General features: G+C 48.0%; 28 protein-coding genes. 22 read left to right on the top strand and 6 right to left on the bottom strand.

Annotated features, from left to right (window positions below; all coding sequences use genetic code 11):
- Positions 1-461: 461 nt before the first annotated feature.
- Positions 462-1,112, bottom strand: coding sequence for a heme-binding beta-barrel domain-containing protein (locus Q365_RS0123745; RefSeq protein ID WP_028025704.1), 651 nt, complete (start codon positions 1,110-1,112; stop codon positions 462-464).
- A gap of 703 nt (positions 1,113-1,815) precedes the next feature.
- On the opposite strand from Q365_RS0123745, the gene Q365_RS26845 reads away from it, so the two are divergent.
- The 6 genes from Q365_RS26845 (at position 1,816) to Q365_RS27290 (ending at position 6,546) form a co-directional block, all read left to right on the top strand.
- Positions 1,816-2,127, top strand: a complete 312-nt coding sequence (locus Q365_RS26845) for a hypothetical protein (RefSeq protein ID WP_155859048.1) — start codon at positions 1,816-1,818, stop codon at positions 2,125-2,127.
- 58 nt (positions 2,128-2,185) lie between these two features.
- Positions 2,186-2,929 carry a HupE/UreJ family protein gene (locus Q365_RS0123735; protein WP_028025703.1) on the top strand — a complete coding sequence of 248 codons (744 nt, stop codon included), beginning with the start codon at positions 2,186-2,188 and terminating at the stop codon, positions 2,927-2,929.
- A gap of 16 nt (positions 2,930-2,945) precedes the next feature.
- The gene (locus tag Q365_RS0123730; protein WP_028025702.1) at positions 2,946-3,623 is read left to right on the top strand and encodes a hypothetical protein; all 678 of its coding nucleotides are present in this window, start codon (positions 2,946-2,948) and stop codon (positions 3,621-3,623) included.
- Between the two features lie 361 nt (positions 3,624-3,984).
- The gene (locus Q365_RS0123725; protein WP_028025701.1) at positions 3,985-4,782 is read left to right on the top strand and encodes a hypothetical protein; all 798 of its coding nucleotides are present in this window, start codon (positions 3,985-3,987) and stop codon (positions 4,780-4,782) included.
- A gap of 186 nt (positions 4,783-4,968) precedes the next feature.
- The gene (locus tag Q365_RS0123720; RefSeq protein WP_155859047.1) at positions 4,969-5,751 is read left to right on the top strand and encodes a hypothetical protein; all 783 of its coding nucleotides are present in this window, start codon (positions 4,969-4,971) and stop codon (positions 5,749-5,751) included.
- Between the two features lie 486 nt (positions 5,752-6,237).
- Positions 6,238-6,546 (top strand): hypothetical protein, encoded by a 309-nt coding sequence (locus Q365_RS27290; protein ID WP_245621606.1) that lies wholly within the window; start codon positions 6,238-6,240, stop codon positions 6,544-6,546.
- A gap of 300 nt (positions 6,547-6,846) precedes the next feature.
- On the opposite strand, the gene Q365_RS0123705 is transcribed toward Q365_RS27290, so the two are convergent.
- Together Q365_RS0123705 and Q365_RS0123700 are read right to left on the bottom strand one after the other, a co-directional pair.
- Positions 6,847-7,938: a mandelate racemase/muconate lactonizing enzyme family protein gene (locus Q365_RS0123705; RefSeq protein ID WP_211254274.1), complete on the bottom strand. Its 1,092-nt coding sequence runs from the start codon at positions 7,936-7,938 to the stop codon at positions 6,847-6,849.
- Positions 7,935-8,777 carry a LysR family transcriptional regulator gene (locus Q365_RS0123700; protein WP_028025698.1) on the bottom strand — a complete coding sequence of 281 codons (843 nt, stop codon included), beginning with the start codon at positions 8,775-8,777 and terminating at the stop codon, positions 7,935-7,937. Before Q365_RS0123700 ends, Q365_RS0123705 begins: the two co-directional genes overlap by 4 nt.
- 281 nt (positions 8,778-9,058) lie before the next feature.
- Between Q365_RS0123700 and Q365_RS26015 the strand changes: the two genes are divergently transcribed.
- The 16 genes from Q365_RS26015 (at position 9,059) to phnN (ending at position 22,833) form a co-directional block, all read left to right on the top strand.
- A complete protein-coding gene (locus Q365_RS26015; protein ID WP_051563858.1) occupies positions 9,059-10,018 on the top strand; it encodes a 2-hydroxyacid dehydrogenase in 960 nt (319 codons plus the stop codon).
- A 78-nt stretch (positions 10,019-10,096) separates the two neighbouring features.
- Positions 10,097-10,837: a class II aldolase/adducin family protein gene (locus Q365_RS0123690; RefSeq protein WP_028025697.1), complete on the top strand. Its 741-nt coding sequence runs from the start codon at positions 10,097-10,099 to the stop codon at positions 10,835-10,837.
- Between the two features lie 18 nt (positions 10,838-10,855).
- Positions 10,856-11,755, top strand: a complete 900-nt coding sequence (locus tag Q365_RS0123685) for a HalD/BesD family halogenase (RefSeq protein WP_051563857.1) — start codon at positions 10,856-10,858, stop codon at positions 11,753-11,755.
- Positions 11,756-11,769: 14 nt separating this feature from the next.
- A complete protein-coding gene (locus tag Q365_RS0123680; protein ID WP_028025695.1) occupies positions 11,770-12,669 on the top strand; it encodes an NAD(P)-dependent oxidoreductase in 900 nt (299 codons plus the stop codon).
- Positions 12,670-13,018: 349 nt separating this feature from the next.
- On the top strand, positions 13,019-13,852 hold the full coding sequence (gene phnC / locus Q365_RS0123675; protein ID WP_028025694.1) for a phosphonate ABC transporter ATP-binding protein: 834 nt from the start codon (positions 13,019-13,021) through the stop codon (positions 13,850-13,852).
- A 27-nt stretch (positions 13,853-13,879) separates the two neighbouring features.
- Positions 13,880-14,875 carry a phosphonate ABC transporter substrate-binding protein gene (gene phnD / locus Q365_RS0123670; RefSeq protein ID WP_028025693.1) on the top strand — a complete coding sequence of 332 codons (996 nt, stop codon included), beginning with the start codon at positions 13,880-13,882 and terminating at the stop codon, positions 14,873-14,875.
- Between the two features lie 74 nt (positions 14,876-14,949).
- Positions 14,950-15,738 (top strand): phosphonate ABC transporter, permease protein PhnE, encoded by a 789-nt coding sequence (phnE, locus tag Q365_RS0123665; RefSeq protein WP_028025692.1) that lies wholly within the window; start codon positions 14,950-14,952, stop codon positions 15,736-15,738.
- A gap of 72 nt (positions 15,739-15,810) precedes the next feature.
- Positions 15,811-16,506: a phosphonate metabolism transcriptional regulator PhnF gene (phnF, locus tag Q365_RS0123660; RefSeq protein ID WP_028025691.1), complete on the top strand. Its 696-nt coding sequence runs from the start codon at positions 15,811-15,813 to the stop codon at positions 16,504-16,506.
- Positions 16,507-16,959: a phosphonate C-P lyase system protein PhnG gene (gene phnG, locus Q365_RS0123655; protein WP_028025690.1), complete on the top strand. Its 453-nt coding sequence runs from the start codon at positions 16,507-16,509 to the stop codon at positions 16,957-16,959.
- A complete protein-coding gene (phnH, locus tag Q365_RS0123650; protein WP_028025689.1) occupies positions 16,956-17,570 on the top strand; it encodes a phosphonate C-P lyase system protein PhnH in 615 nt (204 codons plus the stop codon). Before phnG ends, phnH begins: the two co-directional genes overlap by 4 nt.
- Positions 17,555-18,655: a carbon-phosphorus lyase complex subunit PhnI gene (locus tag Q365_RS0123645; RefSeq protein WP_028025688.1), complete on the top strand. Its 1,101-nt coding sequence runs from the start codon at positions 17,555-17,557 to the stop codon at positions 18,653-18,655. Before phnH ends, Q365_RS0123645 begins: the two co-directional genes overlap by 16 nt.
- The gene (locus Q365_RS0123640; protein ID WP_028025687.1) at positions 18,652-19,539 is read left to right on the top strand and encodes an alpha-D-ribose 1-methylphosphonate 5-phosphate C-P-lyase PhnJ; all 888 of its coding nucleotides are present in this window, start codon (positions 18,652-18,654) and stop codon (positions 19,537-19,539) included. The genes Q365_RS0123645 and Q365_RS0123640 overlap by 4 nt, the downstream gene beginning before the upstream one ends.
- The gene (phnK, locus tag Q365_RS0123635) at positions 19,530-20,351 is read left to right on the top strand and encodes a phosphonate C-P lyase system protein PhnK (RefSeq protein WP_028025686.1); all 822 of its coding nucleotides are present in this window, start codon (positions 19,530-19,532) and stop codon (positions 20,349-20,351) included. The genes Q365_RS0123640 and phnK overlap by 10 nt, the downstream gene beginning before the upstream one ends.
- Positions 20,352-20,359: 8 nt before the next feature.
- Positions 20,360-21,097, top strand: a complete 738-nt coding sequence (phnL, locus tag Q365_RS0123630; protein ID WP_245621605.1) for a phosphonate C-P lyase system protein PhnL — start codon at positions 20,360-20,362, stop codon at positions 21,095-21,097.
- Between the two features lie 15 nt (positions 21,098-21,112).
- On the top strand, positions 21,113-22,249 hold the full coding sequence (gene phnM, locus Q365_RS0123625; protein WP_028025684.1) for an alpha-D-ribose 1-methylphosphonate 5-triphosphate diphosphatase: 1,137 nt from the start codon (positions 21,113-21,115) through the stop codon (positions 22,247-22,249).
- A 20-nt stretch (positions 22,250-22,269) separates the two neighbouring features.
- Positions 22,270-22,833, top strand: coding sequence for a ribose 1,5-bisphosphokinase (gene phnN / locus Q365_RS0123620; protein WP_028025683.1), 564 nt, complete (start codon positions 22,270-22,272; stop codon positions 22,831-22,833).
- A 165-nt stretch (positions 22,834-22,998) separates the two neighbouring features.
- On the opposite strand, the gene Q365_RS0123615 is transcribed toward phnN, so the two are convergent.
- From Q365_RS0123615 to Q365_RS0123605, 3 genes are all read right to left on the bottom strand, one after another.
- Positions 22,999-23,247 carry a hypothetical protein gene (locus Q365_RS0123615; RefSeq protein ID WP_028025682.1) on the bottom strand — a complete coding sequence of 83 codons (249 nt, stop codon included), beginning with the start codon at positions 23,245-23,247 and terminating at the stop codon, positions 22,999-23,001.
- Positions 23,248-23,256: 9 nt separating this feature from the next.
- Positions 23,257-24,399 (bottom strand): Na/Pi symporter, encoded by a 1,143-nt coding sequence (locus Q365_RS0123610; protein WP_028025681.1) that lies wholly within the window; start codon positions 24,397-24,399, stop codon positions 23,257-23,259.
- 349 nt (positions 24,400-24,748) lie between these two features.
- Complete coding sequence (locus tag Q365_RS0123605; RefSeq protein ID WP_245621604.1) at positions 24,749-25,732, bottom strand: DUF2860 domain-containing protein; 984 nt, start codon at positions 25,730-25,732, stop codon at positions 24,749-24,751.
- Positions 25,733-25,759 lie beyond the last annotated feature (27 nt).

The raw sequence follows: 25,759 nt of genomic DNA, 5'->3' as shown, positions 1-25,759 counted from the left end.
TTTTTATGTGCCTAGGTTTGTATTTGCTTGCACTGCTTTGATGTATTCTCGTCATTCCAATTTTCAATACTTTCCGCCGGTATTGTTGATGAACTGACTCTTTGCGCAGGTATGAGGGTTTAGGCTCTAAAGTGTTGGATGAAAGGTTGGCATTTGGGCGAGACTGTTTTTGCATCACCCAACATTCGACCATGCTGAAGCCAATGGCAAAAGCTCCAGTCACACATCTGTAATCAGTTGATTCTCTGCCTTGCTAACACTGCGTTTCACATTGTGTTCGCCGTGTGTTTGATGGGGATAAAAAAGCCAGCAGGGAATGCCTACTGGCTTCATAACAAGTATCAGCCTATTTTCGGACTGGATATTGTAGGATCTTCACCGTTTAGGGTGATAAAAGGCAATGTCGTTCACTATTTAATTAAATTTCTATGAGTGGTTAGCATTCCCTCAGCTTGAACCCACTAGTATACCTTCGGGCTATTTGGTTCGGAGATCTTCATTAACGTACTAGAGTCGGTATGCGAAAAAGGCTTATCATAAATATTAAGGCTGGTGGTTTGTGTATATCGAAGAATATCTTTTTCAGAAAAATCTAACACCATCTTAAAATCAGATGTTGTTGCGTTCTCTAACATATACTGGCTTTGCGCCATTCCCTCTTTTGCTGTGGAAAATTGAATATTATCTCCAGCCTCGCCTTGGGTCACAATGCAAACAGCGCGTGGTACACAAAACGAGTTATAAACAACCTGATTGACCTTGTCATAAATCAAGTAGCCACGTTGGTCATGGAACTTGGCATTATCTTCTTTCTTGAACACCTCTTGCTCGTAGTAGAGCGAAACAAGGTACTGGTCGCTCGCATTTGTTGCATCTGCTGCGGCAGTGAAGGTAATGATTTCATAAAAAGGCTTCACTGACGGGCCGCCTTTACCCAGCTTAGTACCTTCTTGTCCTGGGGCGACATCAACACCACCTGTGTCGACACTCTTCCATGTTCCAACCAAACCAGCCAAAGGCCCAAAATCCAATCCGTTGATAATGGTTGACTCCTCAGCCACAGAGAGTGATGGAAGAGTCATTAAAGCAGCAGACAGACAGATTTTCTTGATCATATTGTTTTCCTTTTTAGTGTGTTGGTGTGCTTAGTAAAAAGGAAACGAGGGGAGGTTTTTTTATTTCGCTTCAGAATATATTCATTGATTTTAAGTATATATGCGTGATGTGAGTTGTTCATGGTGGAAAGTAAATGTAATTAATTTTTTTGTCATCGTAGGATAGGTCACTTAACCCGTTTGGAATTTGTATTTCAAGCGATCATCAAGCAGGGGTAATCTTTCCAAAAGTGAAAACTATCTACAGTTAATATTATGTTTAGATGGTTAGCGGTAATTTGGCTTTGATTCCGCGTCGTTATATTCAGTAAATTTCCACATGCAATTAAAGATACTTCTCCATATTCATGCCCAAGGGTTTTGAACGCCAGTCCAAGCCGTTTTTGTCCATATTCGTATCAGACCGAACAGTTCTGGCACGTTCATATTGTGCTTGAATTAGGGCGATAAGTTTACTCATTTGAATTGTCGTAAATGGATGTCGCTAGGGATAGGCGGATAGAGGCGCATTGATATCAATTGTACGTTTTGTGATCGCCATGTCGCTACTCAAGGTATTCGGCACCCCGTTATTTTAGTACGCTTGAACGAGTATCCATTGAGTGGTTTAGCGTGACAAACTCCACTCCATTCCCCCGCACTTCATAAGACGATAACAACGATGTTTTCCCGGCTGGTTTTACAATCTGTGTGTTATGTGATGTTGCTTGTCGTCTCGATAAGCACGACGTCTTTTGCTATTGGTGAGTTTCAGTCCCACAATCCTGTTGCGGCAATCGAGGCAGAACATGGGCATTCTCATGTCTATTCTCACCGTCACGGGGAAGATGCAGAGCATCCATTTCATCATGATGCCAGCAACCACTCGCACGACAATGCCCACTTCAATGGAAGTCGCGTCTTTGTGCTTTGCGCTTCGTTAGATACCCAAATAGTTATTTCCGCTATTGGCTTGCCTATCCGTACCCCTTTCCAAATAGAGCGCCCTCCGAAGTTGCCATTGTTTGCTTAATATCCGCTACGCTGAAAACGTAGCGATACAATCATTCAATCAATATTTCGGAGTTTTTATGATGTTACTTTCTTCACGGGAAGAAAGCCTGCTACCTATTGGGTTGGGAAACCACGTTAAACAAGTGCTCTTTCTGTTATCTCTTGTCCTATTAACGGTGATGAGCACTGATGCGCTAGCACATGCCGTCGCTCAAGGTGACAAAGGGTATATTCAGGAAATTACAGGTATTAACCTCACCGCGTTTATCTACTTAGGTGCAAAGCACATGGTAACGGGTTATGACCATATCCTGTTTCTGTTTGGAGTCATTTTCTTTCTCTATCGACTAAATCATGTCGCCTTGTATGTCAGCTTGTTTGCTCTTGGGCATTCAACAACCATGCTGTTGGGCGTATATTTCAACATAGGGATCAACAGCTACATCATTGATGCCATTATCGGGCTTTCTGTGGTCTACAAAGCCATGGACAACTTGGGTGCTTTCCAGCGTTGGTTTGGGTTTCAACCCAATACCAAACTGGCGACGCTGTTGTTTGGCTTCTGCCATGGGTTCGGCCTTTCCTCGAAAATTATCGAGTACAACATCTCTCCTGACGGGTTAATTCCCAATCTCATTGCGTTCAATATTGGCGTAGAGATCGGTCAGATACTGGCACTTTGCGTCATCCTGATTGTGATGGGATTTTGGCGACGACATACACATTTCTATCGCCATGCGTATACCGCCAATGTCGTTATGATGAGCTTCGGTTTCATGCTCATCGGTTATCAGTTAACGGGCTATGTTGTTTCCCAATAATCTAAAGGATTGAATTATGTATAACTCAGAGATGCCTACACGTGCAGAGTTGCCTTCTACCAAACAGCTTGTTCGTTCCACGCTTATCGCATTGGTTTCGGCCATCGTCATTCTCGTTGCAGTGATCCTGCCTGCTGAATACGCAATTGACCCTACAGGTGCCGGTAAGGCGCTTGGGCTAACAAAGATGGGGGAAATAAAAAATCAATTGGCACAAGAAGCAGCCGAGGACAATGCCGCAGAACAAACCGTCGTCATTGTTGAAACTACCGAACCCGTAACGGCTATTGAATCTACGCCTGAACCAGCAGCTGTCGTTCAGGCCATTGCTGAACCTGCCCAACCTGTTACCTCTGCCGTTGTGGAGGCAACAGCCCCTGAGTGGAAAGACACTATCTTGCTATCGCTCAAGCCGGGACAAGGTGCGGAAGTCAAACTTGTGATGGAAAAAGGACAGACAGCAACGTTTAGTTGGAAGTCAAAGGGTGGACCTGTCAATTACGACACACACGGTGACGGCAATGGACGTTCAATCAGCTATGAAAAAGGCCGAGGTGTACCAGATGACAAAGGTGAGCTAATCGCTGCATTCACTGGCAACCATGGGTGGTTTTTCCGGAACCGAAACGATGAAACCGTCATGGTGATACTCAGAACCAATGGTGAATATGCAGAAATGAAACGCGTCTTGTAACAAAAACTACCCCCTGCGTAGTGCAGGGGGTGTCATCTTCATTTTTGTCTCAGGCTGAGTCAGGCTAATCCGTTCTGGTATGAAAATGCCCTTTTTCGTGCTGGATAAAGCCAACCCCATCACTCTCAAATTAAGACTGTTCGATAGATTTCCTTATGCCAAACGTGAAGTGTGTGGAAATACCCCATTTTGTCGTTTTTTCTCGCTCTCGGTTTTGGTGTTCTCTATGTTACCTTCATAAAAACATGGGCTTATGCCAGAGGTTTGCATAAGCCATATGCAGATAAAATCCCAAAAAGGGGTGTTTAATTTCCCATTTGGGGATCTAATAAATTGTAAGACAAATTAATGGGTTTTTTGTGTGATAAAAAATAAACTATACAGCTACTATTTCGATAAAATAGTTGATGAGTCTGCTACAAAAAGAATTCCTCGTTCTGGTGAGAGAGCTAAAACTGTTAACTGCTTCGTAGTTGCTCTTGATATCAAAGATCAACCATATTTTTTAGCTACGTCATTTGATAAAGAAAGATCAGTACTTGAGGGTTCACATTGGAATGGCCAAGAATATACAGGTTCAGGGGAAATAGAATTATCGGACTTAGATAAGTATCGTTTGGATATAACACACTACTATGGTTTGTCTTCAGTGTCTTACTCGAATATCTATGACTTTGCTTTTCATAGAATGTTTGGGTTTGTTTACGTTTTATTACGGATTCAACGTTTTTATCATGAGAACAAACAGAGTAGATTCTACAAGAAAAAGTTTGTTACGAAGACCCGTATGGAGCTGCTCTATTTACTGGCAGAGCATCACATGAACTCGGGAGAGCCGTTATCTCAACAGGATCTTATGAAAAAAATGTACGGTCCGAAATGGGTATTTCACCCAGCCCAAAGAGGACAACAGAAGAAGGTAACCTTTTACTTGTCATCATTGGTTAACTCAAACGACGTTGTAAATATCGAGGAAAGATATCACGCTAGCCCTCAGGCTCTCGAAACAATAGAAAGACACGAGGAAGACGAGCGAAAATTCGAAGAGTCACAAGCGTTGCAGGCTAGGTTAGTGCTACTAACACTACTACTTACCATATTTTCAGCGATTCAATCTGGTCTAATTAAACTACCCCCAGTCATTGATTTAGTAGGGTAACCATCTGTATAACGAGAAATTTAAGAGTGATTCTGGATAATTGACACTGTCACTTCAAGCAAGCTTAGTTTTAATGGCACAATGGTTTAGATAAAGTGGTTACGTTGTTTAGATGATCTTAATTTGGCGCGAGAAATCAAGGGGGTTTTAATGGGTCTATGTGTATATTGTAATAAAGATAGGTCGTTGACTAGAGAACATATCCTTCCTTCTTTTGTGTATAAGTACCAGGAGAGAAACAAAAAAGGAAAAATATCTGGATGGAGAGAAAAGCCACAAAAAATAGTTGATGGTGAAGCAGTAATTAAAGATGTCTGCGCAGAATGCAACAATGTCGTTTTGGGAGCTCTTGATGGGCATGCAAAACAGGTACTTGAAAAGGCTGGGGTGTTTACCTCGAATTTCAAAGAAAATAAATTATATCTTGAGCATAATTACAATGAGCTTTCTAGGTGGTTGCTAAAAGTTGCTTACAATTCGTCCAGAGCTAGCGGCAAACACCAAGGGGTCTTCGAAAAATTTAAAGGGTTTATTCTTGGGGAAAGTTCAGTTCCCTCTCAATTCATTATTTCCGCCGGGTTGCTTAAACCTCTAAAGTTAACAAATGACCAATATCATGAATGCGGAAAAGATTTGGATGCTGATGAACATCGATATGTAAATCCATTTTATCCAAGAATATCATGGGCTCCACAAACACCTACAGGGTTTTCAGTTAAGCAAATAGTAATAGGTGCTTTGGTGTTTCACGTTGTTATTCTCAATGATAGTATCTCACGTGATGAGCGTAAAAGGCTCATTAAACAGTATTTTAAAAGATGCAAAGGTATGAGATTAATGAGAAAAAATGAAAGAAAAGCTAAAGTATCCCAAATCCCACTCACTTTCATTGACTCGATGCAACATCACATGCTCAGACCTGAAGTCGAGCCCCACTTAGCAGAATTGCTAACAAAAACATCAAGGTGACGCATTACACTCGGTGGTTTGGGGATTGACTCCGGTGCGCTTGGTAAGTTTATTGTGGCGCATCTTATGTTCGGCGTTAGCCGCTATCGGTATCATGGAGAATTGATGCAACTAGGTGACATAATGTTGGTGCGTGGTATGGGAGTGATTTCCGCTAGCCTCAGTCCTGCACAAAAATTAATTTACTCAAAATCTCGTTCTAGTCATGTGATTTTCTGTTTAAGTTATGGCTGCTTTATTCATTCGGCCGGCGTTGGTGGGGGTGCATTTGATGTTTGTATTAAATGAATTGGAAGAAATAAAAGATAACTGGCGCATCATTCGGTTAAAGCACTTACCTCAAAGTAAAAAAACGCATTAGTTCTATATGGATTTTATTTTTTAGACTAGTCGTATAATCACAAGTTTCTAATCTTAGGCAGTGAACATAAAGCGTTTTGCTCGGAGTTGGTTGGGGAAATTTATCAGAGAGCGAACGTACCTATTATGGGAAATAAAGCTCCTCATAGGCTTACTCCGGCGCATTTTGATAGAGAAGCTGATAGGCAAGTAATGTGGAAAGACGTGACCGATGATTGTAAAGACTATCTCAAAGAACATGAAGACTCTGCGGATGAACTTAGATTAATGTACAACACTCTGAATAGTAGTTTGCGCCGGAATAAGTATATCGCCGAAAAGAAAACAGAGGTTTGGGAATCCATTAAGGCTATAGACCCTGAAATATATATGAAGATCAAACCTTTGTTAGATGAAGCTAATATGCGAAAACAAGTGAAATTCTGGGACCAATAGAATCGCAGATAACACATATGAGCCTTCTGTGGTCAATGGGCAATAGCATTCTTTTGGCTGCGCCAGCAGCCAATGCTCTCGAGCAACAAAGTCATCTACTTCGTTTGCCCGAACCTCTCACCGGCTGCTGTTTGCCACCAACCAAATGCGAACGCTTGCCTAACTCGGTGTGACCATCGCCGTATTCAAACGCCAACGTAATGGGGGATGACATTCAATGGGATGTCTCATTAATTTTCCTGCTTTGAGGTCATCAAATTCTGCGGTGAGGCAGGAATATACACACTGTCTCTAACTTACCTACAACACTCTCAGCTTCGCGATAGCACTGTGGTTAAACGTGAATCCGCAACCTAGTCGGTGTGGGATTTGGATCTTCCCGTTCCGTAATTCCATTTCTTCGTTAAACAACGCTTCGAACCACGGCATGTGTTCGACCGATACGCAGTTATGCGCGCTTCCGGCAATGGAAAGACTGTGCTCTGTGAAAATGTGGGTCGAAATAGGAACGTGGTAAGCAGAGGAAAGTGCCGCTATTTTCCGCATTTCGCTGAGGCCACCGACGCGCTGAAGATCGGGCATTAAGATATCGCAAGCGCGTTTTTGTAGCATGGCTTGCATGCCGAATCGGGTGTATTCGGTTTCGCCGCTGGCAATGTCGATATCCAGTGCCGTTTTGACGTCAGCATGCCCGTCTAAATCATCCGCAGAGACGGGTTCTTCTAGCCATGTCAGGTTAAATGGCGACAACGCTTTTCCCAGTCGAATAGCCTGTTTGGCGGAGAGTGATTGATTGCAATCCGCCATTAATTGGATGTCATCGCCAATCAAGTCTCGGACGATGCCCACGCGTTTGATGTCCCGTTGAATATCTGTGCTTCCAACGCGCACTTTCATGGCGAGAAAACCTTGTGCGAGAAAATCCTTCGCGTCTTGTTTCAGTTGGTCTTCATCATCGGTCAGCCAAAGGCCGCCGCTGGCATAGGTGTCGATTTCGTCCCGACATGCACCAAACAGATGGTGAAGCGGTAATTCAGCGAGCTTCCCGTTCAAATCCCAACAGGCGGTATCTAGCGCCGAAAGGGCAGCAATGGTTACGCCTTTGTGACCCGTCGGGTTGATTTCCGACCAAATTCGCTGCCAAATGCCCTCGATATATCGCGGATTTTCTCCCTCGAAAAACTCGCCTAAGCCTTTCACCATTTCATCAAATGCGTTCAGCCTTGCGCCATTGAGCGTGAATAGATAGCTCTCGCCAACAACGCCTTGGTTTGTCTCGATGGTTACTAACAAACACCCGACAGAGCGCATATCATGAATGGCTGTTTTGATTGGATGCGTGAAGGGAAGCGCCACTTTCTGCCGTTTAATCGCTGTTATTTTTATGCTCATGCAATCGCCTTAAGGCCATCTATTGCGGCCTGAATCGTGGGTTCATTTTTTCGGTATTGAAGGTATGCGAGATAAATGGGCAGTTTGAGTGACGCTGCGCCAGAGACTTCTGTTAAACGCCCGTCATTGAGATGTTCGTTGACGAGGTTTTTCGGGAAATAACCTGAACCGCCGTGGTGTTCTATGTGCGCCAACGCAACCACAGCTTGGCTGATCTCAATTCGGTGATAGGGCGCATCTGGGTAGAGTCGGTTATGCTGTGCACGAAAACTCTCTCCCCAATCGACATAGATATAGCCTGCCACTTGGCGCTCTTCCACGCTTCTTGCTTCACTGGAAACCAATATCAATTCATCTTCACGCAAAAACTGAGCGGCTAGCTGTGGGCTTTGTTGCGGTTCATGCAGAACGGCTAAATCGACGAGTCCCTCTTTCAAGCGATTTATCAAAGGAACAGAGGCATCGGCTCTCGCCTGGGTTGCTAATTGAGGGTGATTTTCTTCCATCCACGTAAACCAATCATTGGCCCAAAGCGGCCAGACATTGAGATGAAACCCAATGGTGACAATTGATTCTGCGTCATCCGGTAGCGTGATTTCTAATCTCGCATACTCCCACGCTTTCACCATGGTATTGGCATGGCGAAGAAATTTGTGTCCACCCGTGGTGAGCACCACACCGTGACGTGTGCGCTGAAACAACGGGCGATTCAATCTTTCTTCCAACCCCTTAATCCGCGCACTCATGGTTGATTGCGTGATGTAGAGGTTCTCTGCAGCCTGCTGAAAACTGCCCGTCGAGACAACTTCTAAAAAGGCGCGAATGGTTTCAATGTTCATTTATATCCCCAAGTAACCTGAAGATGCAGGATTCAGCGAGCTTTACTGACGTTATGATCAAGGCGTCACTTTGCCTTGAATTGAACACCCTGATGGCCTCTGACATCGAGCATCTTCAGGTTGCTTGGGTATACACCTCTTCCTGTGTGAAATACCGCAAGCCGCTTCTGATATCGAAAAACACGAATTAACAGACCAATTATATTTGTTTTACACATGGAATAGGTTTAGTCAAGATTTCAGCAGGCTTGAGTGATGTTATGTATCAGGGCAGGGACACTATGGCGATTCTGCTAAACAACGTCGGCTATGGAAACGCACCTTGGCGAAATGCGCTAGGTGAGCTATTGCCCGATGATGTCGTGCTCACGCCAGAAGACGCGATAACACCGGATGACGTGGAATTTGCCTTGGTATGGGATCACCCGCTCGGGGATTTAAATCGCTACCCCAATTTGAAGGCAATTCTATTGCTGGGTGCGGGGACTGAGCACATTGATCGGGAAACATATTTGCCTTCCGTTCCCGTTGTCAGGCTGATCGATCCCGATGTCGTGATGGAGATGGCACGGTATGCACTGTATTGGGTGCTGCATTTTCATCGAGGCTTCGACAGTTATCAGGCACAACAAGCGGCGCAGTATTGGCATCGACATCAGGTGCCTACCGCTAGTGAATTCGGTGTCACCGTGCTTGGCTTGGGACAAATCGGTGCCAAGGTCGCGGCGTTTATTGCGTCTAATGGATTTCGTGTTAACGGTTGGGATGCCGCGCCTAAATCGGTGTCCGGCGTTGAGACGTTCAGCGGTGCAGACGCACTGAGTGACGCGTTTGAGCATGCCAGCGTTGTGGTGAACTGTTTGCCGTTGACGATGCAAACTCACCACTTTCTCAATACACATACGCTGTCGCTGCTTCCTACTGATGCGGTGCTCGTGAATATCAGCCGCGGTGATGTGATTGATGAAAAGGCAGTGCTCCAGTTCATTCGTCAAAAACGGATTAAAGGGGCAGTTCTTGATGCGCACAGCATAGAGCCTCTGCCTTCGACTTCTGCGTTGTGGCAGCATCCAAACGTTTGGATTACGCCCCATATCGCGGGTGCAACGAAAGCGCAAAGTGCTGCAAAAATCGTCGTTGAGAACATTACGCGGATCAGGAATGGAGAAGCGCCATTTCCCCAACACCTGCCACCGTGCCAACAGTTTATGACGAAAATTGATGTCGCATCTCAATCATGATCGAGTCGCGAAAATGTAATTCGCATCGCCATCCGTGGCGGATAGTTACCCAACAAAGGCGCACAGAGGATAGCAATTATGGATAGAGAGCTAACGCCATCACTTGAAGAGCAGCAATGGAATGCCAGAGTCGATTTGGCGGCCATGTTCAGGCTTACCGCGCACTTTGGTTGGGATGACACCATCTGGAATCATATTACGGCAAGGGTGCCGGGCTCAGAACATCACTTCTATATGCACCGTTTTGGCCTGATGTACGACGAGGTGACCGCATCCAACCTGATTAAAGTCGACGAAGAGGGCAACGTTCTCGAAGGGCCCAAAGATGTCAACACGGCGGGCTTTATCATCCATAGCGCTATTCATCTCAATCACGCCGAAAACAAATTCGTTTTCCATGCCCATCCGAAAAGTGCCATCGCTGCGACGGCGATGAAGGAAATTCCTTTCTGGGTGCAAGACTCATCGATGCTGTTTGGGAAAGTCGGTTACCACGATTGGGAAGGGCTCTCGGTCGATCCTGATGAACGTTTCCGCATTGCAGAAAATCTAGGCGACAACAAATGTTTGGTAATGCGTAACCACGGTTTTCTCGCGGTCGGGAAAACGGCGGGCGAGGCTTTCATGAATATGTATTACCTCGTTAGACTTTGCGAAGTGGCGATTCAGCTTAATGGCGCACGCTTTGACATCGATCCTGGTCCAGAGGATATCTGGAAACTCAGCGCCAAGCAGTATGAAGCATTCTCTCCGGGCATGTACGAATGGCCTGCGTTACTGCGGCTGTGTGACCGGCTGGATGGTTCCTATAAACTCTGACGATCTGGAGATGAAGACATGACGCTACAAAATCTTTATGCCCAGGTACCCAGCGCTTTTTCTGCCGCGGAGATCGCACTGGATGCACTGATAGATTTAGACACTTACCCCATCCACGATATTCACCATCCAAAGCGAAAAGTGCTCATAGACCGATGTCGTCAGTCTCTTTCTGAAACGGGTTGTGCTCACATTCCCAAATTCATGCAACCCGTGGCGATCAATACGATGCGTGCGGAAGTTGAACGACTCAGCACAGAGATTCGACGCTCAGAAGACACGGTGAACGCCTATTTTTCAGAAGACGATGCGTCACTGGATGCGACTCACCCTAAACGTCATTTCATGAGCCGAAGAAGCTCATTCATCAATTCTGACAGGCTCGAATCGCAGTCTTTGCTGCGTCAGTTCTATGACAGCGATGTCGTGGTGCACTTTCTGTCGGAATGTTTGGGTGTTGCGCCTATATACCGCTGGGCGGATCCTTTGGCGCGTAATCCTTATAGCGTGATGCAAGAGGGCGATCATTTCCCTTGGCATTTTGATGGCAATGAATTCACGGTCAGCATTCTTGTTCAGCAAAGCGAAGGCGGGGGCGACTTTGAATACTGCCCTAACATTCGAAACCCGCATGACGAGAATTTCGATGGCGTGGCAGATGTGTTGTCTGGTGGACGTCAACCCGTCCATGTGCTGACGCTTGAACCCGGTGATTTACAGCTTTTTAAAGGGCGATATTCCTTGCACAGCGTGACGCCCATTGTGGGCAAAACAGAGCGCATCATCGCCTTGCCGACTTATGTAACAGACCCTTATGCGGTGAACCGTCCTCATCATTCCAAAACGGTGTATGGCGAAGCGTTACCCATTCATTTTGAACGCGAAAGCGTTATACGCGCCGACAACCTTATGGACTGAGGAGTAAGCTTTTAATGGATATCGGATTTATCGGTCTAGGTAAAATGGGTAGCGGCATGGCGTCTAACCTTCTTCAATGGAGCAAGACACACGGCTACAAACTCCGGGTATTGGACATCAACCAAGAGGCTGTTGATAGCTTGGTGGCAGAAGGTGCGATTGATGGCGAGAGTGTGGCAAATCTCGTGCAGCGTTGTTCGATTTTGTTCACTTCATTACCCACCGCAAAGGAAATCAATGCCGTTGCTTTGGGCGAAGAAGGGATTTTCGCCAATATCGAAACGCTCGATGTGTGGTTTGAAACCAGCACTAACGCGCTGTCTGATTGGGAGGCACTGAAAGCGCAAGCACCTCATGGATTGGTGATGGTCGATGCGCCTGTCACTGGCGGTTCCGAGGGCGCACAAGCAGGCACACTGACCATGCTGGTAGGTGGCAAGCGTTGCGTTTTAGATAGATATGAAGACGTACTGAGTGCCTTCACAGCGAAACGGGTCGAGATGGGGCCAAGTGGCGCAGGGTATGTTGGAAAGCTCTGTCAGCTTCACCTTAATTATTTGGTTGCACAAGGTATTGGTGAAGCGCTGATGCTGGGTAAGCAGGCGGATTTGGATCTTGATACCTTGTGGGATGTACTGAAAAACAGCTGTGCGAGCAGCTATGTCGTGGAATCCTATGTGCCGAAAGTCTTGGATGGTAGCTACGATCCGTCGTTCACATTGGCGCTTGCCACCAAAGATATGCGTCTTATCAGCGAGTTGGGTGCTCACCTGACAGTGCCATTAGAATTAGGCGACAAAGTCTATTCTAGCTACGAGGAAGCGTTGTCGAAATATGGCAACGATGCACCGCATTTATCCGTTGTTCGGTTAGTTGAAGATCAAACGGGCAGCCATCTTCGTCGTGAGTTGTAGATCAAGCAACTAAACCCAACGCTACAAAGCGTTTCTGCATCGCGCTTCTATACAAACCTCCCTCACTCAACTGTCGACGTTAACGTCGTTTTTTCATGGTGGCACTGGTCATGACCAGTGCGCCTCATAACATGTGATACTTCCATGAACATTTCGTTAATCGGTTATCTAGACAAGTGCTCGAACTTATCTAGATGTCTTAGGAACAAACTCTTTGCTGCTGGCGATCCTCGGCTTTAGACCTGTTTCATTCCCCCTCGCTTTGCCACCGTTTTGACACCGCACTGTTATATAAACGACACATACAGACCACACGATAGGGACACCACATAACGAGGTTCCTGAAAACATGGATAGCATTATCGAAGTGAATGGTCTGTCGAAGACGTTTGGAAAAAACAAAGCGCTCGACCAGATCAACCTCAAAATCCAACACAAAGAAATGACGGCGCTACTGGGGCCTTCTGGTTCAGGCAAATCGACGTTGCTTCGCCATCTCAGCGGTTTGGTATTTTCAGATAAAACCCAGGATGGGCAGATTCAAGTACTTGGCAAAACGGTGCAAAGCCATGGACGGGCTTCAGGTCAGGTTCGCGATTGTCGTGCCCAAGCCGGTTACATTTTCCAGCAGTTCAACTTGGTCAATCGGTTATCTGTGATGACCAACGTGCTGATTGGTGCGTTGAACTACACGCCTTTCTGGCGAACCATCACCGGAAACTTCACCAAGCAACAGAGAGCGGATGCGATGGCAGCACTTGAGCGTGTCGGCATGCAGGATTTCGCTCATCAGCGCGTTTCTACACTTTCCGGTGGTCAGCAACAGCGCGTGGCTATTGCCCGCGCATTAACGCAAAAAGCCAAAATCATTTTTGCGGACGAACCCATTGCTTCTTTAGACCCCGAATCTTCCCGCATCGTGATGGAGCTACTCAGCGACATCAACCAACGCGAGGGTATTCCTGTGATCGTCACGCTGCATCAGGTTGATCACGCCCTCAAATATTGCCAACACGTTGTCGCATTGCGCGACGGAAAAATCTTCTACCAAGGCGAAAGTGCCGCTATCGACAAGCAGGCACTGGCCGAACTCTATGGCAGTAAATTGGGAATGACACTGGAAGTTGGTATGGAAGAACAATCAGCTTCTTTGAAAAAAGCGCCACTTTCTATCATCAGCTAAACCGTTAACACACAAAGGACGATGACGATGTTACGAACACTACGCAAAATCACCTGTGGACTAGGCATGCTGGCTGCAGCTGTTGCTGCACCCGTTTCTGCAGATGAAAAAATGGACACCCTTAATTTCGGTATTATCTCTACTGAATCCCAGCAAAACCTCAAATCAGTGTGGGACCCGTTCCTAGACGACATGAGCAAAAAAATGGGTCTGGAAGTGAAAGCTTACTTTGCCCCTGATTACGCAGGCATTATCCAAGCCATGCGTTTCAACAAAGTCGACGTTGCATGGTTTGGTAACAAGTCAGCGATGGAAGCGGTTGACCGCTCAGGTGGTGAGATCTTTGCGCAAACCGTCGATTCAGAGGGTAATCCAGGTTACTGGAGCCTGCTGGTGGCGCACAAAGACAGCCCAATAAACAGTGTTGAAGACATGATTGCAAGCCGCAGTGAACTGGCTTTCGGCAATGGCGATCCAAACTCAACGTCTGGCTTTCTCGTGCCTTCTTACTACGTGTTTGCAAAAAACAACATTCAACCGACTGACTTCAAGCGCACCTTGAACTCGAGCCACGAAGTGAACCTGTTTGCGGTATTCAACCAGCAAGTGGATGTTGCGACTAACAACACTGAAAACCTGCGTCGTTTCGAACGCACTAATCCTGAAAAATTTAAAGATATCAAAATCATTTGGCAGTCTCCGCTTATCCCTTCTGACCCCATAGTATGGCGTAAGAACCTGCCAGAAAACGTGAAAGGAGATATCTACAGCTTCTTCATGAATTACGGCACAACGGGTGATGCGAAGGAAGTGGCCATTCTGAAAGCGCTGGATTGGGCACCGTTCAAACCATCAAGCGACTTACAACTCCTGCCTATCCGCCAATTGGCGCTGTACAAGCAACTCAATGGCCTGAGCAACCAAGACAAGCTTTCTGATGAACAAGCGGCAGAGCTGGTAAACATCAAAAGTACGTTGGCTGCCCTGAATCGCCAAATGAGCGCACTGGATGCGATGGAATAAAAGCGTTACCCGAGCCGGAGCAATGTTCCGGCTCTTCTCCCTAACATGGGAATTTAGCTTGATGGAATATAAAAATGAGCAGTGATACCGCCGTTATAACTGAGCCACAAACATCCCATTGGAAACGCTTTGTCGGGATGTTGCTTGTCGCCGTCGTGCTTGCCTGGTCTTGGCAGGGATCTGAGATGAACCCTGCGCAACTCATCAAAGATGCTGGAAACATGGCTGAACTGGGATCTGATTTCTTTCCGCCTGATTTCACTCACTGGGGGCTTTATGTCGAAGAAACCCTGATCACAATTCAAATTGCGATTTGGGGCACCGTACTTTCAGTCTTTCTTTCGATTCCTCTGGGGTTGCTTTGTGCCGAAAACATTGTGCCTTGGTGGGTTTACCAGCCGACGCGCCGTTTGATGGATGCCGCGCGCGCCATCAATGAAATGGTGTTCGCCATGTTGTTTGTCGTTGCAGTAGGTTTGGGCCCTTTTGCTGGGGTATTGGCACTGTTTGTTCACACCACGGGTGTGTTGGCAAAGTTGTTCTCGGAAGCCGTCGAAGCCATTGATCTTGGGCCTGTCGAAGGGGTAAGGGCAACGGGCGCTAACAAAATTGAGGAAGTGATGTACGGAGTGTTGCCTCAGGTATTGCCACTGTGGATTTCTTTCACCTTGTACCGATTCGAGTCGAATGTTCGCTCAGCCACGGTCGTTGGCATGGTGGGGGCAGGTGGCATTGGTGTAATGCTTTGGGAAGCGATTCGCGGATTTCAGTTTCAGCAGACCGCCGCCATCATGTTGATCGTGATTGTAACAGTGAGTTTGATCGACTTTGCATCCCAGTACATTCGCAAGATGTTTATCTGACAGACCAGCTTTTTATTTGATTCAACTTGTCTAGATAACCCGAAAGCACAAAGGGATACAGAGGGATTAACCATGCGAGTGTATTTAGATATCGCCAAAGATCTCGAACAGGAAGTTCGCAGCCATTATCAAGCGGGGGACTACCTGCCGCCTGAATCCCAACTGGCGAAGAAATATGTCGTTAATCGGCACACAGTGAGACGCGCTATCGACGAACTGGTTTTTACTGGTCTCATCGAGCGCCAGCAGGGACGCGGCAACATGGTGATCAGTCAACCCTATGACTACCCGCTGCATCCCGGCGCGCATTTTACTGACAACTTATTGGAGCAAGGCAGTTTGCCGACAAGCCAAGTGATAAGCCGCGGGCTGGTGGCAGCGAATGAGAAAATGGCGGGGATGTTTGGCGTTGAGTTGGAATCGCAGATCATCAAGCTGAGCACGCTTCGTAAGATCAACGGCATGCCAGCGAGTGTTATCGACCACTACCTTGCTGAACTCGAATGGTGGCCAGCAGTGAAACATTTCGAAGTGGGTTCGCTGCACGCTTTTCTCAAAGACAAACTGGGTATTCACCTCACTCGAAAAAGTACAAGACTGAGAGCCATGATGCCGAAAAAGACCGATTGCCGTTTGCTTCAGTTGTCCGGCAAGACACCCATCATGGTGTTCAAAACCACTAACGTGATCACAGGAACCGACCGGGTCGTGGAGTTTTCATCATCCCATACGCGATCTGATCTGGTCGAAATTGTTTTGGAGCACTGAATGGAACAGAAACAACAAACACCGCGCCAGCGTTGGATGTCAGTCCTTGCCAGAACTGATGCCAATGCACTGATAACGCGTTGGGAAAATCTCGCTCTGACGGCGCAATACCAATTGGTTCGCGCCCCTGAGCTTGGCTTAGCGCAGGTTCGAGCCCAAATGGGTGGCACAGGCAGTGCCTTTAATATGGGCGACGTCACCATCACCCGCGCTGTGGTTCGATTGGAAAGCGGCGAGCTGGGTTATAGCTATGTCACGGGAAGAAATAAACAGCATGCAGAGCTTGCTGCTGTGGTGGATGCAATGATGCAAACCGCGGCACAGGATGTTCTACAAGATACGTTGATAATGCCACTCGCCGTAGAAAAAGCAGAACAAGAGCAGTTGCGTGCAAGGGAAGTGGCCACCAGTAAAGTCGACTTTTTCACCATGGTGAGGGGAGAGGACGAATGAGCAAGATAACCGCGGGTTTTGAATCCCCCGTGCATGATGCGCAGCAGGTTTTTCGTGAACTCATGGAGGCGATGTCGCGCCCAGGAAAACGCGTTTCACTGAATTATTCCGCCCAGTTTGGTACTACCAGTCGTGCTGCTACGCAGGTATTGCTGACGTTGGCAGACAACGTGACCAACTTATGGTTCTCGCGCCACTTTAAAGGTGATGAAGCTTTGGTTGAGAATGTTCGTTTTCACTGCTCGGCACCACTCACAGAGCATAAGGCCGACTCTGTTTTTGCGCTGGCAAAATGCAGTGAGCTGGAGAATTTTGACGGTTTCAATGTCGGGAGTGAGCATTACCCCGACAGAAGCACCACCTTGATAGTAGAGGTGGAAAGCCTGACAGAAGGCGATGCGTTGACGCTTAGCGGGCCTGGCATCCAATCAACGACGCAAACGAAAGTGAAAGGCTTGAGCCCGTTGTTCCTTTCAGCGCTGGTGACAAAACGCAGCCAATTTCCTCACGGAATCGACATTTTGTTTACGTCTGGCAGTGATGTTGTTGCATTGCCGCGCTCCACAGAAGTGGCGCTGGAAAATGAGGAGGCCACATGTATGTCGCTGTAAAAGGGGGGGAGAAAGCCATCGCCGCCGCACATGAATTACAGGATAAAAAACGCCGTGGCTCACGCGCTCATGCGGCGCTGAATGTTGAGCAAATTGCCGAGCAACTGGCGGGCGCGACTGACCGTGTCATGACCGAAGGCGGCATCTATGACAAAGAGCTTGCGGCTTTGGCGATTAAGCAGGCGGGCGGAGATTTGGTGGAAGCTATTTTTTTGCTTCGCGCTTATCGCACCACCTTGCCGCGTTTGGCCGTGACTGAACCCGCTAACACCGAAGCGATGAAAATCGAGCGTCGCATTTCCGCCACCTACAAAGATTTGCCAGGTGGGCAAGTACTCGGGCCAACGTATGACTACACCCATCGCTTGCTTGATTTTGCTTTATTGGCAGAGGGCGGGGAAGTCGATGAAGCCAACACAACGAGTGATAGCGAAGACATGGCGCATTGCCCAAGGGTGATGAGCATTCTGGAAAACCTCGACCTCACGGTGAAAGAGGAAGATAACGGCAAAGCACCCGACGACATCACCATGGAGCCGCCAGCCTTCCCGGCAAACCGCAGCGCGAGGCTGCAGCAACTTGCCCGCAGTGATGAAGGTTTTTTACTGGCACTGGGCTATTCCACCCAGCGAGGTTACGGGCGCAATCACCCGTTCGCCAGTGAAATTCGTTCTGGGAAAGTCACGCTTGAAGTCGTCCCTGAAGAATTAGGCTTTGCGATTGAAATTGGCGATATCGAAATGACCGAATGCCAGATGATCAATGGCTTCACAGGCAGCAAGAAGCACAAAGCGAAATTTACTAGAGGTTACGGCGTCACGTTTGGTTTTTCTGAACGTAAAGCCATGTCGATGGCGTTGGTAGACAGATCGTTGCAATGCGGCGAATACGATGAGGTGCCACAAGGCCCCGCACAGGACGAAGAGTTTGTGCTTTCCCATGGGGACAACGTGGAAGCGGCGGGCTTTGTCAGTCACCTGAAATTGCCGCACTACGTGGACTTCCAATCCGAGCTCGAACTGATCCGTAAGCTTCAAAAAGAATTTGATGCCCGTGAAGCATCGGGCGAAGGAGAAGCGCAATGAATACGCAAGCCGTTCAAAGCGGTTATAACTTTGGCTATCTCGACGAACAAACCAAGCGCATGATTCGACGCGCATTGCTGAAGGGCATTGCGATTCCCGGCTATCAGGTGCCATTTGGTGGCCGCGAAATGCCCATGCCTTATGGTTGGGGAACCGGCGGTATTCAAATCACCGCGGCCATCGTCGGCGAACCAGATGTGCTAAAGGTTATCGATCAAGGCGCTGACGACACCACTAACGCAGTTTCCATCCGCCAGTTCTTTGAAAAGGTGGCTGGCGTTGAAACCACTGAACGCACCGAGCAGGCCACGTTAATTCAGACTCGACACCGTATTCCTGAAAAATCACTCAGTGAAGGTCAGGTGCTGGTGTATCAGGTGCCGATCCCTGAGCCTTTGCGCTTCATCGAGCCGCGTGAAACGGAAACCCGAAAAATGCACGGACTTGAAGAATATGGCGTGATGCATGTAAAGCTATATGAAGATATTGCGCGCTATGGTCATATCTCGACCGCTTACGCCTATCCAGTGCGTGTGAACGGCCGTTACATCATGGATCCATCGCCCATTCCGAAGTTCGACAATCCGAAAATGGATCAGATGCCTGCACTGCAACTCTTTGGTGCTGGACGCGAGAAGCGCATCTACGCCATTCCTCCTTACACCGATGTGAAGAGTTTAGATTTTGAAGACTATCCGTTTGAAATCCAACAATGGGATGAGCCTTGCTGCATCTGTGGGTCAACAACCAGCTTCCTCGATGAAGTGGTAACGGATGACAAAGGTAACCGGATTTTCGTGTGTTCCGATACGGATTACTGCAATGAACAGCAGGCATTGAATGCGTTGAAAGAAGAGCAAGAGGAGGAACGCACATGTCTGTAACAGAGTTAGGTCGCGACAGCGCGACGAGGCCAGCACTAAACATGCAACCGCTCTTAGAAGTGCAAAGCCTCACCAAACTTTATCAGCCGGGCAAGGGCTGTCAGGCGATCTCTTTCGACTTATGGCCTGGCGAGGTGCTGGGCATTGTGGGCGAATCTGGCTCAGGAAAAAGTACCTTACTGCGTGTGCTTTCAGGACGCGAAACACCCGATTCCGGTGCCGTGAACTATCAGTTCAGTGATGGCTCGCAAGCCAGTTTATACGCGCTGTCTGAAAGTGAACGACGTCGGCTGTTGCGTACCGATTGGGGCGTGGTTCACCAACACCCGCTGGATGGTTTACGCCCTAGAGTTTCCGCAGGCGGCAACATTGGTGAGCGATTAATGGCGGTCGGGAATCGGCACTATGGTGATATCCGCGAACAGGCACTGGACTGGCTCTCTCAAGTTGAAATTCCAACGGATCGTATTGATGACATGCCGATCACTTTTTCCGGCGGCATGCAGCAAAGACTGCAAATTGCGAGGAATCTGGTGACGCATCCAAGGCTGATTTTTATGGATGAGCCAACAGGTGGGCTGGATGTCTCTGTGCAGGCAAGGCTGCTGGATTTGATTCGAAACCTGGTGACGGATTTGGGGCTTTCTGTGGTTATCGTCACCCATGATTTGGCTGTTGCAAGATTGCTTGCACACCGACTGGTGGTGATGAAAGGGAGCCGGATTGTGGAAACGGGATTAACGGATCAGGTGCTTGATGATCCGCAACATCCTTACACGCAATTGCTCGTGTCATCAGTATTGCAGGGGTAAGAAAGATCATGACAAACATCACTATGGCACCTAAAGCCATGCTAACCGTGTCGAACGTCAGCAAAACCTTCGTCCTCCACAATCAGGGCAGCGTGAAGCTTTCGGTGCTCGCGGATTCCAGCTTTGCTGTCGACAAAGGAGAGTGCGTGGTATTGCTTGGTCGTTCCGGCGCTGGGAAAAGTACCTTACTGCGTGCGCTGTATGCGAACTATCTCGTGGATGATGGTGAAATCAATGTGCGCCATCACAATGCAGCATGTGGTGAGCATTGGGTGAATATTGCCAATGCGCTGCCCCGCGACATTCTGGATGTGCGCAAGAACACCTTGGGCTGGGTCAGCCAGTTTCTCCGCGTTATCCCGCGTATCAGTGCACTAGACGTTGTGGCGCAACCCTTGGTCGAAAAAGGGGAATGCAAGGATGTTGCGCGCGAAAAAGCAGGTGCTTTGTTGAAGCGCCTCAATGTGCCGGAGCATCTTTGGCACTTAGCGCCAGCGACCTTTTCTGGTGGCGAGCAGCAACGTGTAAATATCGCTCGCGGGTTTATCGTTGATTCACCGATTTTGCTGCTGGATGAGCCAACAGCGTCATTGGATGAAAAGAACCGAGATGTGGTGATTGAACTCATTCTGGAAGCCAAGCAAGGCGGCGCTGCGATTGTTGGCATATTCCATGACGAATATGTACGTCAGCAGGTGGCAGATAAGTACTACGACATTTCAACCGCAACTTTGAAAAAGGCCTAAGGGAAGGAAGCGACAATGATCATTACCAATGTTCAACTGGTGTTGGAAGACGAAGTCGTCAATGGCTCGTTAGAAGTTGAGAACGGCATCATTCGCGCGATGTCCGACTCGCCGAGCCAGCAATCGGGGGCTATCGATGGCAATCAGGGATGGTTGATGCCGGGGCTGATTGAACTGCACACCGACAATCTTGAAAAGTACTTTACGCCGCGTCCCAAAGTCAGTTGGCCTGCTTTCTCGGCCATGGCGGCGCATGACGCACAGCTTATCGGTGCGGGTATTACAACCGTTTTGGACGCGATTGCTGTCGGTGATGTGCGCGATGGTGGTCATCGTCAGGACAACCTCGATAAGATGATCAATACCATTGTCCAAAGCGGCGAACGAGGCTTGAACCGCGCCGAGCACTTTGTTCATATCCGTTGTGAACTGCCCCATGAATCCACCGTTGAGCTGGCAAAGCTTTACCTCGGTTTGGAACAAACCCATATGGTGTCGTTGATGGACCATTCTCCGGGGCAGCGTCAGTTTGTTAATCTCACCAAGTATTACGAATACTATCAGGGCAAATACAACCTCAACGACGAAGAAATGGCAGCGTTCGAAATGGATCAGCGAGTCAAGTCTGCACAGTGGTCTGATGCCAATCGACGTGCGATTGCTGAACTTTGCCATGAACGAAATATCCCATTGGCGAGCCATGATGATGCCACACGATCGCATGTGGAAGAATCTCGTGCTTTGGGCTTGGTTCTGGCTGAATTCCCCACCACAGTTGAAGCAGCGCAGCGTTCCCATGAGCTTGATTTGAAAGTCATGATGGGTGCACCGAACGTGGTTCGTGGCGGCTCGCACTCAGGCAATGTAGCAGCGCATGAACTGGCATCGCTGGGCGTGTTAGATGCCTTATCGTCTGACTACTTCCCCGGAAGCCTGCTTGACGCCGTTTTCCGTCTCGCAGATGACGAGCGCAACGCATTGGATTTGGCTGCCGCAACCTGTCTGGCAACCCGCAATCCAGCGTCTGCACTGAGTCTTACAGACAGGGGCTCGATCAAAGAGGGAATGCGGGCAGATTTGTTGCTGGTTGAGCGACATGATGATCAGCCTTACGTGCAGCAAGTCTGGCGTCAGGGACGCCGCGTGTTCTAACCCTAAAACGGGATAAAAAAATGGCCAAGCTGTTTTATGTGTTGGGGGCTTCTGGTGCGGGAAAAGACTCGCTGATTGACGCTGCAAGGGAGCGATTTTGTGACAGGCTCATGGTGGCTCATCGCTACATTACGCGACCCGCATCGGCAGGCAGCGAAAATCATGTTGCGCTGACCGATGCTGAGTTCGAACTCCGTATCAGGCAAGCACTGTTTTCCATGCATTGGCGGGCGAATGGACTTCGTTACGGTGTGGGGAGCGAAGTGGAAAACTGGTTGGCATCGGGCATGGATGTGATGGTGAATGGTTCTCGCGCCTATTTGCCATTTGCTCAGGGTATGTTTGGTGAGCAACTTGAAGTGGTGTGGATATCCGTCAGCCCGGACGTGCTCCGGCAGCGCTTGGAAGCAAGGGGAAGAGAAAATATGGACGATATCGCCCAGCGATTGGAGCGTGCCATTCATTATGATGCGGTGCGTCCTGCCAACGCGATTCATCTCGATAACAGTGGGAAACTCGAGGACACCGTCGATCAGTTTTCTTGTCAGCTGGATCTGGCGCTTTGTAGGAAAAACAGGGGGTAACAAGATGGATAACCATCAACCTAATGCGGCTCTCTCTTTGCATTAAGGCGCCACAATGTGTTGCGATACCGCTGACACCGATTTTTACGAGTTGGGTATATACCCAACTTTTTTTATTCGCGCTAAGTAGCCGCCCCCTCCCATGTGCAGGAGGAGGCGCGATCATCAGTCGTGAAGTTTCTTATGCAACTTCTCTATCAGTGCTTTCAGTTCGTTGGCGGCCAGTTTAGAGAATTCCTTCACATTGGCGCCATTGTGTTCGGTATCTTCGATAACGGATTCCAGATTGTCGATCATCAGGTGTTTCTGGCGGTCTTCCTCTTCTTTGGCTGCGAGCTCCAACTGAGACAGAAGACGACGAGCGCGGTTAATTTCTTCAATCAGTTCGTCGTATGACATTTTTGAATCAGGCATAGTTTCCTCCTAGCTCACTAAGATCAAGAACAGTGGGATAATAAAGAACACAAAGAGTATATAGCCCACCGCATAGAGCTTATTCTCTGCAGCTAGGTTACCCAACCAAGCGGATGCCCTTAACGGTATTTCTCTGAGTATCGGAATGCCAAATATCACCACGACGCCCAACACGTTATAAACCAGATGAACGAGCGATATTTGTAAAGCAGCGTCGGCGAGATTACCACTCACTGCTGTGGCAGCGAGCAGGGCAGTGACACAGGTGCCTATGTTGGCGCCAAGCGTGAAGGGATAAATGTCTCTGACCTTAAATACGCCTGAACCCACTAAGGGAACGGCAAGGCTGGTGGTGGTAGAGCTTGATTGAACCAGTATGGTGATCAGCGTGCCGGAGAAAATACCCGTCATCGGGCCTCGTCCAATCGCGTTGTGCAGGATCTGTTTCGCTTTACCTACCATGGCGACTTTTAATAGCTTGCCGATAAAGGTGATAGAGACAAAAATCAGACCGATACCTAGCAGTATCATTGCGATGCCGCCCCAAGGATCACCCAACACCTCCATTGCACCCTGCACGGATTTGATAATCGGCTTGGTGATGGCTTTCATAACGTTCAGATCACCCATGCTCATGCCATCCGCATTGGATAGAGGCGCGACCATCCATGCACTGACTTTCTGCAAGAACCCCGTGGCTATTTCGAGCGGCAAGAAGATAACGACTGATATGACATTGAAGAAGTCATGAACGGTTGCGGCAGCAAAGGCGCGCTTAAACTCTTCTTTGTTGCGAACATGCCCAAGACTGACCAAGGTGTTGGTGATGGTTGTTCCTATATTGGCGCCCATCACCATTGGAATCGCGGTAGCGACGGGCAAGCCCCCAGCAACCATCCCCACAATGATGGATGTTACCGTACTTGAACTTTGGATAAGGGCGGTACAAACGGTACCAATGATCAGTGCGGTGAAAGGGTTTGATGCAAACTCAAAGAGTTCTTGTGCCTGTCCGCCTGTTGCCCATTTAAAGCCCGTACCGATCATTCCTACCGCAAGCAGTAGTAGATAGATCAGTGCGACAATCTTTATCCAAACCGTAAAGCTGACGGGTTTTTCCGCCTGCTGATTGGTGGCTTCTGCGTATGCCATACTTTTCTGTCCCTAGTTTATTGAACCTTATTGCCTGCCTGAGACGACAGTGCACTGGGTAAACTAGAAAAGGTGTATTGCGTTTTTCTTACACTTTAGCGTCTGTATGGTTAAATAGACTTTTCTGTATCGTATGGGAGACAATTTTTGATTGGATCAGCTTTTTCCGGTTGCAGTCGGCGGCCGAAGCGGGTTTTTGTCTGTTAGAGAAGACAAACGTGTTCTATTGTTGCGGCTTAGAAACTTCCAGCGCAGTCAGAGGCTGCGCTGGTGGCTTTCATCAATTAGTCAGGTAACGATTGATAAAGTGCTGTTTGAAACACTCAGATTGAGTGGTCCACCCGTCGCATTAGAATGCGTAATTTACGCCCACAGAAACCAAGTATCCGGTCTCGTTGTAGAAATCAATATTTGAAGCACTACTGCCGTAACCTGCAAAGGAAATGAACGAAACATCTTCCCTGTCCATAAACTGGTCGTATTCATAGGCAGCAAATAGGCTTATTTCGTTATCACTGCGAGTTTCGTCGAAAATGGGGTTTGTTCCGTCATAGCTGCGCGTTTCATAGCCAGCGGTAAGTGCAAACTGGTGGCGATCTAACACTTTAAAATAAGTAATGTCTGTTCCATAGGCGCTATAGGCCATGGCATCACCATCAGCAGATCGGACTTTGTAGCTGAGTGAGGGTATAAGGCCAGAAGTTTGGTTTAGCATGTAATTGTATTCCGCTTTCACGAAGATGACGCTGCCATCTCGTTGGAGCTTCGCTTGATCCACCGTGCTATAAGCAGAGCCTGATGCTTCATCCTTAACATCAATGTTTGCGTAAGCCATATCCAGCGTGAAATCGCTACCCGCAATGGATTCAAGTTTTAAGCGGTAAGCATTGCCAGTTTCATCAGTCACTTCGCGAGTTGAGTTCAACACGTAAGGGTCACGCCACGTTTCACCAGAAACAACGGTAGGAAGAAACGAAGCATCAATCACCATTCCTGATTCGAACGCCTGCTTGTAGCCGATCTCAAACGCGAAATCACCCACGGCAATATCTTCACGTGCAGTACCGATGTACGCCTGTTTATCGAGGTTTTCCCCGAAGGTGTAGTTAATCTGACCGAGTGGGATCACCAACATTTCGCTGTTGGATTGTCCTTCAGCGCTCAGGTTCGATAGCGCGTCTTTATCATCCGTATTGAAGTTGGATGATTGAGACATGTAGCCAGTGTTTAGAGATATTTCACCACCAAATCCGGCTACTGGCGCCAACTCAGCAACGGAAGAGAAGCTTGAGAAGCAAGAGAGTATGGACAGTGAAAGAAGGTTTTTTTTCATGATAAACATCTCTGATTAATTAGAGAC

Origin of the sequence: Enterovibrio calviensis DSM 14347 (assembly GCF_000621165.1) — a bacterium.
In the GTDB taxonomy this organism is placed as follows: domain Bacteria; phylum Pseudomonadota; class Gammaproteobacteria; order Enterobacterales; family Vibrionaceae; genus Enterovibrio; species Enterovibrio calviensis.
The sequence above is the reverse complement of the archived record's forward strand: the minus strand, read 5'-3'. Positions and strand labels throughout refer to the sequence as shown.

What these genes read in the sequence shown, in the direction of transcription:
- Q365_RS26015 (WP_051563858.1), top strand. Translation starts at nt 9,059, where the DNA reads ATGGCGATTCTGCTAAACAACGTCGGCTATGGAAACGCACCTTGGCGA.
- Q365_RS0123605 (WP_245621604.1), bottom strand. Translation starts at nt 25,732, where the DNA reads ATGAAAAAAAACCTTCTTTCACTGTCCATACTCTCTTGCTTCTCAAGC.
- Q365_RS0123735 (WP_028025703.1), top strand. Translation starts at nt 2,186, where the DNA reads ATGATGTTACTTTCTTCACGGGAAGAAAGCCTGCTACCTATTGGGTTG.
- Q365_RS0123700 (WP_028025698.1), bottom strand. Translation starts at nt 8,777, where the DNA reads ATGAACATTGAAACCATTCGCGCCTTTTTAGAAGTTGTCTCGACGGGC.
- phnD (WP_028025693.1), top strand. Translation starts at nt 13,880, where the DNA reads ATGTTACGAACACTACGCAAAATCACCTGTGGACTAGGCATGCTGGCT.
- phnG (WP_028025690.1), top strand. Translation starts at nt 16,507, where the DNA reads ATGGAACAGAAACAACAAACACCGCGCCAGCGTTGGATGTCAGTCCTT.
- Q365_RS0123610 (WP_028025681.1), bottom strand. Translation starts at nt 24,399, where the DNA reads ATGGCATACGCAGAAGCCACCAATCAGCAGGCGGAAAAACCCGTCAGC.
- Q365_RS0123615 (WP_028025682.1), bottom strand. Translation starts at nt 23,247, where the DNA reads ATGCCTGATTCAAAAATGTCATACGACGAACTGATTGAAGAAATTAAC.
- phnH (WP_028025689.1), top strand. Translation starts at nt 16,956, where the DNA reads ATGAGCAAGATAACCGCGGGTTTTGAATCCCCCGTGCATGATGCGCAG.
- Q365_RS0123685 (WP_051563857.1), top strand. Translation starts at nt 10,856, where the DNA reads ATGACGCTACAAAATCTTTATGCCCAGGTACCCAGCGCTTTTTCTGCC.
- phnF (WP_028025691.1), top strand. Translation starts at nt 15,811, where the DNA reads ATGCGAGTGTATTTAGATATCGCCAAAGATCTCGAACAGGAAGTTCGC.
- Q365_RS0123680 (WP_028025695.1), top strand. Translation starts at nt 11,770, where the DNA reads ATGGATATCGGATTTATCGGTCTAGGTAAAATGGGTAGCGGCATGGCG.
- Q365_RS27290 (WP_245621606.1), top strand. Translation starts at nt 6,238, where the DNA reads ATGGGAAATAAAGCTCCTCATAGGCTTACTCCGGCGCATTTTGATAGA.
- Q365_RS26845 (WP_155859048.1), top strand. Translation starts at nt 1,816, where the DNA reads ATGTTGCTTGTCGTCTCGATAAGCACGACGTCTTTTGCTATTGGTGAG.
- Q365_RS0123645 (WP_028025688.1), top strand. Translation starts at nt 17,555, where the DNA reads ATGTATGTCGCTGTAAAAGGGGGGGAGAAAGCCATCGCCGCCGCACAT.
- phnC (WP_028025694.1), top strand. Translation starts at nt 13,019, where the DNA reads ATGGATAGCATTATCGAAGTGAATGGTCTGTCGAAGACGTTTGGAAAA.
- phnL (WP_245621605.1), top strand. Translation starts at nt 20,360, where the DNA reads ATGACAAACATCACTATGGCACCTAAAGCCATGCTAACCGTGTCGAAC.
- phnK (WP_028025686.1), top strand. Translation starts at nt 19,530, where the DNA reads ATGTCTGTAACAGAGTTAGGTCGCGACAGCGCGACGAGGCCAGCACTA.
- phnM (WP_028025684.1), top strand. Translation starts at nt 21,113, where the DNA reads ATGATCATTACCAATGTTCAACTGGTGTTGGAAGACGAAGTCGTCAAT.
- phnN (WP_028025683.1), top strand. Translation starts at nt 22,270, where the DNA reads ATGGCCAAGCTGTTTTATGTGTTGGGGGCTTCTGGTGCGGGAAAAGAC.
- Q365_RS0123705 (WP_211254274.1), bottom strand. Translation starts at nt 7,938, where the DNA reads ATGAGCATAAAAATAACAGCGATTAAACGGCAGAAAGTGGCGCTTCCC.
- Q365_RS0123640 (WP_028025687.1), top strand. Translation starts at nt 18,652, where the DNA reads ATGAATACGCAAGCCGTTCAAAGCGGTTATAACTTTGGCTATCTCGAC.
- Q365_RS0123690 (WP_028025697.1), top strand. Translation starts at nt 10,097, where the DNA reads ATGGATAGAGAGCTAACGCCATCACTTGAAGAGCAGCAATGGAATGCC.
- Q365_RS0123730 (WP_028025702.1), top strand. Translation starts at nt 2,946, where the DNA reads ATGTATAACTCAGAGATGCCTACACGTGCAGAGTTGCCTTCTACCAAA.
- phnE (WP_028025692.1), top strand. Translation starts at nt 14,950, where the DNA reads ATGAGCAGTGATACCGCCGTTATAACTGAGCCACAAACATCCCATTGG.